This is a genomic window from Acinetobacter sp. SW-226 (assembly GCF_055632855.1).
The window spans coordinates 3,780,586-3,793,262 of the sequence record NZ_CM145752.1 but is presented as its reverse complement, the minus strand read 5'-3'; the positions used below and the strand labels follow the sequence as shown (position 1 = coordinate 3,793,262).

General features: G+C 40.7%; 12 protein-coding genes and 1 pseudogene. 7 read left to right on the top strand and 6 right to left on the bottom strand.

What is annotated here, in order from left to right; genetic code table 11:
* Window positions 1-261: 261 nt before the first annotated feature.
* Window positions 262-831 carry a peptidylprolyl isomerase gene (locus ACZ8ZH_RS17965; protein ID WP_086210899.1) on the bottom strand — a complete coding sequence of 190 codons (570 nt, stop codon included), beginning with the start codon at window positions 829-831 and terminating at the stop codon, window positions 262-264.
* Window positions 832-927: 96 nt separating this feature from the next.
* On the opposite strand from ACZ8ZH_RS17965, the gene ACZ8ZH_RS17960 reads away from it, so the two are divergent.
* Window positions 928-1,596, top strand: coding sequence for an acetoacetate decarboxylase family protein (locus tag ACZ8ZH_RS17960; RefSeq protein WP_119065039.1), 669 nt, complete (start codon window positions 928-930; stop codon window positions 1,594-1,596).
* A 46-nt stretch (window positions 1,597-1,642) separates the two neighbouring features.
* Here the strand turns inward: ACZ8ZH_RS17960 and ACZ8ZH_RS17955 are convergent.
* Window positions 1,643-2,715 (bottom strand): annotated as a pseudogene (locus ACZ8ZH_RS17955) (alpha/beta hydrolase).
* A 200-nt stretch (window positions 2,716-2,915) separates the two neighbouring features.
* On the opposite strand from ACZ8ZH_RS17955, the gene ACZ8ZH_RS17950 reads away from it, so the two are divergent.
* Window positions 2,916-3,485 carry a hypothetical protein gene (locus ACZ8ZH_RS17950; protein WP_119065038.1) on the top strand — a complete coding sequence of 190 codons (570 nt, stop codon included), beginning with the start codon at window positions 2,916-2,918 and terminating at the stop codon, window positions 3,483-3,485.
* A gap of 111 nt (window positions 3,486-3,596) precedes the next feature.
* Here the strand turns inward: ACZ8ZH_RS17950 and ACZ8ZH_RS17945 are convergent, their stop codons facing one another.
* Window positions 3,597-3,824, bottom strand: a complete 228-nt coding sequence (locus tag ACZ8ZH_RS17945; protein ID WP_086210896.1) for a hypothetical protein — start codon at window positions 3,822-3,824, stop codon at window positions 3,597-3,599.
* A gap of 868 nt (window positions 3,825-4,692) precedes the next feature.
* Between ACZ8ZH_RS17945 and grpE the strand changes: the two genes are divergently transcribed.
* From grpE to ACZ8ZH_RS17920, 5 genes are all read left to right on the top strand, one after another.
* A complete protein-coding gene (grpE, locus tag ACZ8ZH_RS17940; RefSeq protein WP_119065037.1) occupies window positions 4,693-5,241 on the top strand; it encodes a nucleotide exchange factor GrpE in 549 nt (182 codons plus the stop codon).
* Window positions 5,242-5,360: 119 nt separating this feature from the next.
* Window positions 5,361-7,301 carry a molecular chaperone DnaK gene (dnaK, locus tag ACZ8ZH_RS17935; RefSeq protein ID WP_086210894.1) on the top strand — a complete coding sequence of 647 codons (1,941 nt, stop codon included), beginning with the start codon at window positions 5,361-5,363 and terminating at the stop codon, window positions 7,299-7,301.
* A 113-nt stretch (window positions 7,302-7,414) separates the two neighbouring features.
* Entirely contained in the window at window positions 7,415-8,239 is an 825-nt protein-coding gene (blaOXA, locus tag ACZ8ZH_RS17930; protein WP_119065036.1) for an OXA-211 family carbapenem-hydrolyzing class D beta-lactamase, read from the top strand.
* 82 nt (window positions 8,240-8,321) lie between these two features.
* Entirely contained in the window at window positions 8,322-9,233 is a 912-nt protein-coding gene (locus ACZ8ZH_RS17925; RefSeq protein ID WP_119065035.1) for a matrixin family metalloprotease, read from the top strand.
* Between the two features lie 114 nt (window positions 9,234-9,347).
* Window positions 9,348-9,722: a hypothetical protein gene (locus ACZ8ZH_RS17920; protein WP_171264512.1), complete on the top strand. Its 375-nt coding sequence runs from the start codon at window positions 9,348-9,350 to the stop codon at window positions 9,720-9,722.
* 63 nt (window positions 9,723-9,785) lie between these two features.
* Here the strand turns inward: ACZ8ZH_RS17920 and erpA are convergent, their stop codons facing one another.
* The 3 genes from erpA to ACZ8ZH_RS17905 all read right to left on the bottom strand — a co-directional run bounded on the left by erpA (window position 9,786) and on the right by ACZ8ZH_RS17905 (window position 12,482).
* Window positions 9,786-10,121 carry an iron-sulfur cluster insertion protein ErpA gene (erpA, locus tag ACZ8ZH_RS17915; RefSeq protein ID WP_086210890.1) on the bottom strand — a complete coding sequence of 112 codons (336 nt, stop codon included), beginning with the start codon at window positions 10,119-10,121 and terminating at the stop codon, window positions 9,786-9,788.
* A 118-nt stretch (window positions 10,122-10,239) separates the two neighbouring features.
* On the bottom strand, window positions 10,240-11,241 hold the full coding sequence (locus ACZ8ZH_RS17910) for a putative solute-binding protein (RefSeq protein ID WP_162622343.1): 1,002 nt from the start codon (window positions 11,239-11,241) through the stop codon (window positions 10,240-10,242).
* A gap of 230 nt (window positions 11,242-11,471) precedes the next feature.
* Entirely contained in the window at window positions 11,472-12,482 is a 1,011-nt protein-coding gene (locus tag ACZ8ZH_RS17905) for a putative solute-binding protein (RefSeq protein ID WP_005401767.1), read from the bottom strand.
* Window positions 12,483-12,677: the final 195 nt, after the last annotated feature.

Sequence of the window (12,677 nt, the reverse complement as noted above, 5' to 3'; positions counted from 1 at the left end):
TCCATCACCTCGTCAGTGATAGAAGCTGGACTCAATATACTTAACAACTCAGCACTTCGTGCTTCATTCGTTTCCGTCTATCTCGTCGGTATGGGGTGCATTCTAGTGGATTTCTAAAGCTTTGCAAGTGCTTTTAACTGGTTGTTTTATCGGGTGTTGTATTTTTATGCACTAAAAAGATTCAAAAATATACAACAACCAACCTAACTTAATAATTTTAAAGTAGAAATATAGATTTAATATTTCTACGTTCTTTTTTCATTACTTTTGCACTGTTGCTGCTTTAATATTCACACTGAGAATTTGAACAGGTTGTTTCGGTACATCTTGGTACGGTCCTGTACGTCCTGTCGGTACTTTAGTGATCTTATCCACCACATCCATACCTTTAGTGACCTGACCAAATACCGCATAACCTGCGTTATTGGTACTTTTATCTAAAAAGTTATTATCCACTACATTAATAAAGAACTGACTGGTTGCAGAATGCGGTAGGTTTGTTCGTGCCATCGCCAAAGTGCCACGTTTATTAGATAGACCATTACTTGATTCATTTTGAATGGCTGGTCGTGTTGATTTTTCTACAAGGTCAGCAGTCATGCCGCCACCTTGCACCATGAACCCCGGAATGACGCGATGAAAAATTGTGCCGTTATAAAACTTAGCTTTCGTATAGTCTTCAAAGTTTTTTGCTGAGATTGGCGCTTTATCGTTAAACAGTTCAATCTCGATGTTGCCCATTGATGTTTTCATTTCAACAATCGTGTTATTTGCCATGACCACCATACTCATACATGTAGCCGTCACTGCAACTAAACTCTTCTTTAACATTTCGTTACTCACAGCATTCAGATGTTATTAGATTTCGGTATATTAATCGTTCAGTATAAATAAAACACTACTTCTTCTAAGAAAACGAGAATAACGATGAATGAAGCTCTAATCCTTTCTCAATTGAGTCAATTTCCACCTTGGCATTTACAAGGTGAAGCTTTTATTTTGAATTATTGGATCAGTCCGCAATTTATTCGACAATATAAAGCGTTTCGTATCGCCCCTTCACCTATTGGCCGTGTGGTTCAAGTCATGCTGGTTCGTTATCATCAATCCCCTGTTGGTCCTTATGATGAACTGCTTTTACTTGATCATCCCTTACTGAGTAAACGACGCTTAAGTTCAATTCCTAAAATTTATGTATCGACACAGATTTCGGTTGAACATGGTCAACACCTTTGGGGCATTCCGAAAGAGTTCGCTCAGTTTGATTGGCATACGCAACATGAAACAACACAATGCCAACTCAGCACTCAAAACCAAACGCTACGTTTAACCTTAACTCAATGTAAAAAGGCACGTCCGTTTTATATCAATAGTCATCACATTCCACGTTCCATGCTCAAAATACAGCAAGCATGGCAAGGTCAACGTTATGAGTTTTCTCCACAGTTTCGCGCAAAGCTAATCAAACTGAAAAAATTTGAGTGGGAAAACCATACCACCCTCTTTCCAGACTTTGGTCAAGCCAAGGCACTACAAAGTTTTTATGTCCCGAGCTTTCAACTTGTTTTTCCAGAAGCCAAAGTCCGCGTTAAATAAAAAAAATCGTTCCACGTGAAACATTCTTTTTAAAATTCATGCATCTTTATTTGGCATTCTTATCCCAGAATTTTCTAAAGTTCTTTGCCATTTCTATGGTGATTTTTTTTGCCCGACGAGAAATGATGGTGAAGTTCACAAACCCATGGGGTTGATCGAGATAATTTTGATAATGCACCTTATTGCCCTGCTGTTTTAATTTGATGGCATAAATCTCACCTTCATCATGTAATAAATCATGACCAGCTGTAATGACATAGGCAGGAGCTAAACCTTTTAGCACTCCATAGGTAGGAGAAACTAGAGGATCATCTAAAGCCACTTGATGCTGGTCAGCATAAAAAGCGGTAACCATATCGACATCTTGCCCAGTTAAGGTGAGTCCGTCTTTATATGCAAAGAATGAAGGATGGCGACTTTTGAAATCAACCACAGGATAAATTAATAATTGCGCACTTGGCGCATAAGCTTTTGCCGCGCTTCGCTGTGCCACCACTGTACTGATATTGCCACCAGCACTATCACCTGCTACTGCAATTCGATCTTTCAAAATTTTAAGTTGACGTCGGTTTTGATACACCCAAGCTAAAGCGTCTTCACAAGATTGAATCAATAACTGCGGACTAGCTTCAGGAGCTAAAGGATAATCTATGCTTAACACTTGCACTTTGCCATGGACAGCCAAAAGTCGGCACACCTCGTCATGAGTATCTAAGCTACCCACCACAAAACCACCACCATGATAAAATACCAACATGGGAAGCTTTTATTGGGTGCAGGATGGTAGTGTCTAGCAAAAACCGTCCCACTTTGCAGGGGTAGGCGTAAATCCTCTACCAATTTGACAGTGGTCGGCTTACTGGTCAACATTTGAATTTGATGGTCGAAGAGCTTACGAGAACAGTGAAAGTCCTCAAGAATAAAACCTGATTTACCTTGTTTATATTGTGCAGCCATCAGGCATTTTATGAATGGATCCAGTTGTTCAAAAGGATAAGGATAACCTAGCGCTTTCACTAGTCCTTCTTGGGCCGTACTTGGTAAATGATCAATTGCTCGCGCAACATGACCTTGTCCTTTTTCCATCCACTTTTGTAAAGTTTTATTCAATCCTACCATGTCAATCATATCCTTTTTTTTCGTTCTTCATATTCTCTACATGATCAGTAATTATGTGACCATTCTCTTATATAAGTCTTCACATCAAGATACATAACAATATGCCCTATACGCTAATCTTCTTTTAAGAGCTTGTCATTGACAATTTTTATGCCGATTTAGGAGTGTTTTGCTATTCCGCTTTTGTAAGGAGACTCACCATGACTAAAAAAATAATATTGCTCTCACTCGTCAGCAGCCTATTTGTTGGCTGTGTGGCGTTTCCTGATGATGGCTATTATGACGGACGCTACGGTCAACGCTATGACTATGATGATCGAGGATATGATCGCCATGATGACCGATACGAACGTGATCACCAACGCTGGGAATATCAACAACGACAAAACCGTATTGAACGCGAACGTCGCGAGGCAGATCTAAATCGCCTGAGACATGCTGAATGGGAACGCCAGAACCGCGAACAAGAACGACAACGTATTGAAGCTGAGCGCAAACGGATCGCCAATCAACGTCATCAAGACTGGCAACAGAAAAAGCGTGAGCAAGAGCGATTAAATCAAGAACGTAAGCGTTATGATGTTGAACGTCAACAACGACAAAATGCCGAACGCCAACGTCGTGAGCAAGAGCGTCAACGGACTGAAGATCGACGTAAACAATCCAATAACGATCGTAAGCAACGTACCGATGATCAACGCCGCGATCAAAACAAAAGTTGGGATAACGCACGTCAAGAACGAGAAAATCGTCATCGCACTTCAGACTGATGAATAACACGGCTGAGTAGCTTGAGTGATTTACCCTCCAAAAAAGACCTTCACGGCATCCAGTGAAGGTCTTTAACAAAGCGAATGTAAGAGAACGCTCTCTTTTAAGCTTTATTGTTGTGTTATCGCAGGTGTAGATTGGATCGGTTCAACCTGAGCAGCAGGATCCGCTTGAACCTCTACTCCAGTACTTCCCTCAACGGTTGCTGTTGCATCTGGTGCAGTGGTCACTTGAGCAGACTCAGGCGCTGTAGTAGTTTCATTTGAGCTACAACCAGCTATTGCAAATGCTGAACCTAAAAGCGCTAGAGACAATAATGCAGTTTTCTTCTTTAACATTTTTTGATTTCCTTTTACGTCATACAAAATAGCAAAGCCAAACTTTGCCCTGCCTATCTTTGTTAAATCCAAAAACTTTTACACACATCTTGAGTTGTAGTTTCTACAACTCCCAGTACAACTTGTGCAATTTTTTATTAACCTATAAAAATTGAAAACAACTCAAGTCTAGATCAAAAAGATTCGTTTAACTTTCTGATTCTGCATTCATTATATCGCTTGTATTTCATATTTCGGAGCAGCAAGACATCACTGCAAGTATTCCCCTTAATTGCAGAACTATCTTATGTTGATACACGATTAAATAATGTATTTAGCCCATTTCAAACCCAAAAGTTTAATCAAAGTAATCTTCAGGACTAAAATCAAGCAAGGATTTACATATACAGATTCAGCTTTTTGAGTGTGAAAAAAGCGGATTTGAAATGTTCAATATAAAAAAGCCAAGGCTTGGGGCACTTGGCAAAAGTGTTACAAATTTAGATGCAGCCACCATGCTCTACTCTCTCTCCACAGAACATGATCACTGCGAACTAAGACATTATGCGGCTACACTAAAAGCAAGTAAAACAGATAAATTTTATAAAAATTATTCAATTTAACGATCAAAAGAGCTAGAACCAACCCCTCTCAATATCGCGTTAAATGCATCATTTATTTAAAACTGAGAACTACAGCACAACATTAAATCAATTTTTGCCCACAATGAATGAATTAATCGCTCAATCCGCTTGAATTTTTGGCTGTTGCCCCGACCTTTTGTAGTAATCCTGAATTCAATAACGCATGGCAGTTCAGATTAACCCAGTTAACACTGATGCCTGAAGGACTGTACATGTTTAAGAACCCATTTAAACGGAGTAAATCAATGGCAACTGAGCAAAATCAAGACGCTCAAGATCTAGGGCAAGAGCAAGCGGATTCACAAACAGCGCAAACTCAAGCTGAAACGGAGCAAGCTGAAGTTTCAGTTGAGGATTTACAAGCTCAAATTACCAATCTTGAAGAAAGCTTAAAGCTTGAAAAAGCACGTACTGCAAACGCTGTATACGAAGCACAAAAAAGTGTAGAGCGTATTCAACGTGAATCTGATAAGCATAAAGACACCGTGCTAGAAAAATTCGCAAAAGAGTTACTTGACTCAGTGGATAATTTAGAACGTGCCATTAGCGCATCGGGTGAAGAGAAAACACCAATGTTTGAAGGTGTGGAACTGACGTTGAAATCGTTACTCACTGCACTGGAAAAATTTGGTGTGGTCGCAGTTGATACAGCAAATGGTTTCAATGCGGATTTGCATCAAGCAGTCGGGATTGATCCAAATGCGAAAGCCAACGAGATCGGAACGGTATTGCAAAAAGGTTATACCTTAAATGGTCGTTTGCTCCGTCCAGCAATGGTCATGGTTGGCGCATAAGCCTTATAAATTCGAGAGTTTGTGAAATTTTTTCGTCATTATCACTTGAAAAAAATTGAACGGCTCTCATATCGAATAACAAGCAAAAACATTGCAAAAATTTTTGAGGAATCATCCAAATGGCTAAAATCATTGGTATTGACTTAGGTACAACAAACTCTTGCGTCGCTGTACTTGAAGGCGACAAAGTTAAAGTTATCGACAACGCTGAAGGCGCACGTACAACACCATCTATTATTGCGTATAAAGATGGCGAAATCTTGGTGGGTCAGTCTGCAAAACGTCAGGCAGTGACTAATCCGAAAAACACATTATTCGCGATCAAACGTTTGATCGGTCGTAAGTACCAAGACCAAGCTGTTCAAAAGGACATCGGTCTTGTCCCTTACAAAATCATCAAAGCAGACAATGGCGATGCTTGGGTTGATGTAAACGATAAGAAACTAGCACCACAACAAATCTCTGCTGAAATCTTGAAAAAGATGAAGAAAACAGCCGAAGACTACTTAGGTGAAACAGTGACTGAAGCGGTAATTACCGTTCCTGCTTACTTTAACGATGCACAGCGTCAAGCAACCAAAGATGCAGGTAAAATTGCAGGTCTTGATGTTAAACGTATCATTAACGAACCAACGGCTGCTGCACTTGCGTTCGGTATGGACAAAAAAGAAGGCGACCGTAAAATTGCAGTTTACGACTTAGGTGGTGGTACTTTTGACGTATCAATCATTGAAATCGCTGACCTTGATGGCGACCAACAAATCGAAGTGTTATCAACCAATGGTGATACTTTCCTTGGTGGTGAAGACTTTGATAACGCGTTAATTGAATTCTTGGTTGAAGAATTCAAGAAAGAACAAAGTGTGAACTTGAAAAATGATCCACTTGCGTTACAACGTTTGAAAGAAGCTGCTGAGAAAGCAAAAATCGAGCTTTCTTCATCAAATGCAACTGAAATTAACTTGCCGTACATCACGGCAGACGCAACTGGTCCTAAACACTTAGTGATCAATGTAACGCGTGCAAAACTTGAAGGTTTAGTGGCTGATTTAGTTGAACGTACCATCGAACCTTGCCGTATTGCACTTAAAGATGCAGGTCTTTCAACTTCTGAGATTTCTGATGTGATCTTGGTGGGTGGTCAGTCTCGTATGCCACTTGTACAACAAAAAGTACAAGAGTTCTTCGGTCGTGAGCCACGTAAAGACGTAAACCCTGACGAAGCGGTAGCAATGGGTGCTGCGATTCAAGGTGCGGTATTGTCTGGTGACAAAACTGACGTACTTCTTCTTGACGTGACGCCGTTGACCCTTGGTATCGAAACCATGGGTGGCGTGTTAACAGCAATTATTGAGAAAAACACCACGATTCCTGCGAAGAAATCTCAAGTGTTCTCAACTGCTGCGGACAACCAACCTGCTGTAGACATTTCTGTGTTCCAAGGTGAACGTAAAATGGCACAGCAAAACAAATTGTTGGGTAACTTCCAATTGGGCGACATTCCACCTGCTCCACGTGGTGTGCCACAAATTGAAGTATCGTTCGACATCAATGCTGACGGTATCTTAAAAGTATCGGCTAAAGATAAGAGCACTGGTAAAGAGCAATCTATCCAGATTAAAGCAAACTCAGGTTTGTCTGATGCTGAAATCGAAGCAATGATCAAAGACGCTGAAGCAAATGCTGAAGAAGATCGTAAGTTCGAAGAACTTGCGAAAGCACGTAACGAAGCGGATGCATTGGTATCTTCTGCTCAAAAAGCAGTGAAAGACCTAGGCGAGCAAGTAACAAGCGATGAAAAAACTGCTGTTGAAACTGCAGTCGCTGAGCTTGAAACTTCGACGAAAGAAAATGATGTAGAAGACATTAAAGCGAAAACTGAAGCTTTACAAAACATCATTATGCCGATCACACAACGTGCTTATGAAGCGGCGCAAGGTCAAGGCGGTGCTGAAGGTTTCGACCCAAATGCATTCGGCGGTGATGCTGGTCAACAACAAAAAGCGGACGATGGCGTTGTAGATGCTGAGTTCACTGAAGTGAAAGATGACAAAAAATAATTTGTCTCTTTAATAAAAACCGCGCGAAAGCGCGGTTTTTTATTACCTAAATCACGTTGTGTCGTATTCCACTTTTACATTAGCCTGATAAAAAATTTAGAACTTAACCACCAATGAAAACTTTACAGTTGGGACTCATCGTCCTCATTACAACCTTCGGTTCTGCATGTACCACAATAAGCCCTTCCGTAGAAACAGCTAAAAATCACCAGCAACAAAGTGCGCAGCAGCAGATCCAACAAGCCTTCGATCAACTCCAAACCACGGGGGTGATTGTCATTAAGGATCAGCATGACTTACACAGCTACGGCAATGACCTAAGCCGTGCTCAGACACCGTATGTGCCCGCTTCTACCTTTAAAATGCTGAATGCCTTAATCGGACTAGAGCATGACAAGGCAACCATTAACGAGGTATTTAAATGGGATGGTCAAAAGCGTAGCTTTCCTGCATGGGAAAAAGACATGACTTTAGGGCAAGCCATGCAGGCATCTGCCGTTCCAGTTTATCAGGAGCTAGCACGGCGCATTGGTCTAGACCTGATGCAAAAAGAAGTGCAACGCATTGGATATGGCAATCAACAGATTGGCACCGTTGTCGATAACTTTTGGTTAGTCGGCCCACTGCAAATTACGCCTGTCCAAGAAGTCCTTTTTGTCGAAAAGCTGGCAAATAAAAAGCTTGCATTTAAACCAGAAGTGCAACAGGCGGTACAAGACATGCTACTGATTGAACAGAAACCGAATTATAAACTTTATGCAAAATCAGGTTGGGGCATGGACATAGAACCGCAAGTTGGTTGGTGGACAGGCTGGGTAGAATATCCCGATCGTGAAAAGGTCTATTTCTCTTTAAATATGCACATGAAAACGGGAATTCCAGCCAGCGTACGTGAGCAACTGGTTAAACAAAGCTTGACTACATTGGGTCTAATTTAAAGCCCTTAATCTGACGCATTTTTATTTAGCAATCATCCTTTTTAAGCTAAAGTAGTTAAAAACAACGATCTATGAATAAAATATGCGTCTCATTGTATTGTTTGCTCTACTTGGCTTTTTAGGGATGATTTTTTATCAAAATCTGCAACATCCTCAACTTCGGCTCAATCCATTGTTAGATCGCATCACCCACCCTTTCGATCAACGTATTCGCTATCGGATTGCAGAAGTTGACCCTCGTTTTAACCTAAGTGAAGTAGAACTGAAACAGATCAGCCAACAAGCCACTGATATTTGGAAACAAGGTCTCGGAAAAGATTATTTTGTTTATGACCCTGATGCTCGACTCAGTATTCATCTCATTTATGATCAAAGACAAGATGAATCACTACAACGCCGTGATCAACTGTCTAAACTCACGCAAAATGAAGCCAGTATCAGCCAAAAGAATAGTGAACTCAAAGCGATGCAAGAAAATCTCGCACGTCACGAAATCGCTTTAAATATGCAACAACGCAGTCTACAAGAACTCAACCAAAACTATAACGCTATGATCCACCAGTACAATCAATATGGTGGCGTGCCTGTCGCACAACAGCCTGCGGTACAACAAAGTTTAGCGCGACTTCGTGAACAGCAAAACTTTTTAGAACAACAAATTGCAAGCTTTAACACGCGTGTTAACGAATATAATCAAAGAGTGAATGAACTCAATCGCTTAGATCAAGGCCTTAATCTTGCGATTGATCAGTTTAATCAGCGTTTCCAACCCCGGCCATTTGATAAAGGTCTGTTTAATGGGCGAGAAATTCACATTTATGAGTTCGAGTCAGATGATGACCTACGCATGACCTTGGCACATGAATTTGGTCACGCCTTAGGCATGAAACATCATAATGCCCCCAAGGCACTGATGTATCCCATGTTAGAAGAACAAGATATGCAGCATTTTCGTTTACAAAGTGCCGATATTGCGTTGTTTAATGCCCGTTGAAGTGATGGATTGCTAAAAATAATCCCCTAATTTTAATGGGGTATGAAATACAATCACAGCACATCTTGACTCGGGTTCGTGTTATTGTAAATAATTGAATATCCACTAGAAGCTTTGGAGACGAATGTGAGTTACTACCATATCTTAATCGAAGTAAATGACCACATCAGTACGATTGAAGAAACTCGTGATATCGAAATCTTTGATATTGTTGAGATTCAACCTTATCTCCATTCTATTCTATTGCCCTATTTCAACGAGCAGCTGTTAGAACTTGAAGATGAGAATTTAGAGTTTAAGGATATTTTACATCTGGAAGTGAAACAGACGCTTTTGCCGATCAATGATTTGATTGAAGAAGAACAGAAACTGTTACCGAGTGACACCGATGTCACGATTACTGCCTATGAAGTTTTTAATAACCGAGACTTAAGCCAAGATGTCACCACGATTATTTTTGACTTACTCGATGCAATTAAACTCGATTGAAAGCGAATGATTGCACATAAAAAAGCCCTCATCATGATGAGGGCTTTTTTAATCCGATCAGGTTTAGATCGAGAAAGATGAACCACAACCACAGGTCGTTGTTGCATTTGGGTTTTGCACGACGAAACGTGAACCTTCCAAACCTTCAATATAATCCACCACTGAACCGACCAAATATTGATAACTCAATGAGTCAACCAACATTTTCACATCACCATTGATAAATTCTGCGTCGTCTTCATTTTGGTTTTCAGCAAAGTTAAAACCATAAGAAAAACCTGAACAACCACCGCCCGTAACATATACACGGAGCATTAAATCTTGATTCCCTTCACTGTCACGTAATTGACGTACTTTATTTGCGGCATTGTCGCTTAGTTCAAGTGCTTGGGCATTCATCTTAGATTCCTCAGTTCGGTTCAGCTGTCTTTCAAATCAAAAAGACCATATTTCGAGTATAGCATACTCAATATATGGTCCCTATTTGAATATTTAAAGTCAAATCAGACTAATTTTATCAAGATTGTTTGTAATTCTCATCTTGTAAGCCACATTCAAAGTTTTTCGCTGCTTGCTTACAACGGAATTGCCATAACAGTTTCATCATTCGCTTATCGTAAATACCGCGGTTGGTGAGATCAATCCGTGCTTCACGCATCATCTTTTGATAGCCAGGTTGATCGGCTGCAGGCACCTGCATCCAATATTTTTGTGGGATTTCGGCTTTCATTTTACCCAAAATACCAAATGCACGCGGTAACTGTCCTTTGACCCATTCCCGTGATTTTTGTCCATAACCTGCAGGGAATTTATCCGGGCGAATAATGATATTCCCTGTGACCTGTAAAATCGGATAATTCACAATGGCGCCTTTCGTTCCTAAACCTTTATGTAATTCCAAAGGTTTAAACACGGCAGCAGGTGCACCAATAATATCAACCTGACCATTATTAAACTTAGCCCCAAAGTTAGTGACATCAGCACTGACAGCTTGTGCACCAATTTGTTGAACCATGACTTTTTGTGCTTGATCATAGTCTAAAACCGCAATTTTCTTGCCTGCGGCTTTCGCTACGGTATTGATGCTACGGTCATTCACCAATAAAAAAGCGTCTCCAACGGGGATCACACCTGCGACCTCGTACTTACCATTCACCATATATTTAGCAAAAGCTGGGCTGGCCAAGCCTTGCATGACTTTCACTGCTAAATTGAGATCGGGAATCGCACCAATCGCGTCGAGTGAACCTGTAAACGCGTTAAATTGACGCCCACGCATACCTGTGACACTAATGGCATCACATTTTCCTGCTTTAAAATCCTCAGCAATCACGGCTTCATTTTGTCCCACGCGCAGTTCAATATCCGCGCCCCAGTTTTTAGCCGCCAACTGATAATCTTTCATCAAGCTATAGACATCACCATTTTTGCCAACCAAATCGAAGACACAAACCACTTGTTTGGCCTGTACCATCGCTGTTGCAGAAATGACTAATGTCCCAACACTGAGGCTTTTCATCCACTGTTTCATACATCTTCCTTTAGACTTATTGTTGTTTATTGTGATGAGCCATTCACTTGTGCTCTTTGTTATTTTTTGATGCCTCGAATGAAACTTCACTCGGTTCACAACCACTCATTTCCTACACGCTATACAAATTAGCTGCGTCAAAACCATTTAAATCTGTCGATTAAAAACAAAAAGAAAGCTCAATTTAAACTGAGCTTTCTTAGAACACATTGGGAAAATTATTCACCGCCCAGTGAGCATTCAAAGTTGGCTTTATCGACCGAGCAACGGGCTTTTTTCAAGACCGACATCATCGCTGGGTCATAAATGCCTCGTTTGGTCATATCCATACGACCATCACGCAACATTTTTTGATATTTGGTTTTGTCTTCTGCGCTGAGATTCATTTTATATTTTGCTGGAATGCCTGCTTCTAAACGACCAATCATCGCGATGCTTTTCGGTAGGTTTTTCACAAACCAATCTCGCGATTTTTGCCCAAAGCCTGCGGGAAATTGATCTGGGCGAATCACAAAATCAGCGGTCACTTGTAGTACAGGGAAGTTAAACATGGCACCATTTGTGCCTAAACCTTTATAAATTTCTAGGGGTTTATAAGCATAAGCAGGTGCGCCGACCATATCGACTTGACCATTATTAAACTTTGCCACAAAGTTAGACACATCAGAAATCACCGCTTGCGCACCGACGCGTTGTACCATGATTTTTTGCGCATCGTCATAGCCCAAGACTGCAAACTTTTTACCCGCCGCTTTTTCAATGGAATTAATACTTTTATCTCGTACAAAAATAAAAGCTGAACCTAAAGGTGCAATCCCGGCCACTTCATATTTTTTGCCCCCAAGATTGGTCACCATTTTGGTCGCATTACGCTGATCCAATGCAAAAGTAATCGCACGTTGTGCAATGGCATTGCTTGGAGCACCACCCAATGCATCAATAGAACCGACAAATTTATTGTACTGCCGTGCACGCATAGCGGTCATAAACACACCATCACACTTACCTGCTTTAAAATCGTTGTCGGCAACGGCTTCATCTTGACGAGGAATTAAATTAATTTCAGCCCCCCAGCCTTTTGCAGCTAGAGCCCATTCTTGCGCCATTTGATAGGACTCACCTGATTTGCCAAGCAAGTCAAATACACAGATGTCCACTTTAGCCGCTTGTGCCGTCGACGCCACACCCAAAGCAGAAAAAGCAGCGAGTGCGAGGGTTAGTTTTTTCATTCTTATGTCCTTGTTCATTTTGTTGTTTGACAGGTGTCCATACACATGCAAAATATTAAGCAAGTTAAAATTAAAAAAATAGAGCATTTACTCAAAAATCACTGTCAATTGGGCAAATTTTTTTGCTTTTCTCAATCTCTTATTTTCGGATGATTTATAAACTACTTTAAATTCATCATTTTAGAATAAAAACCA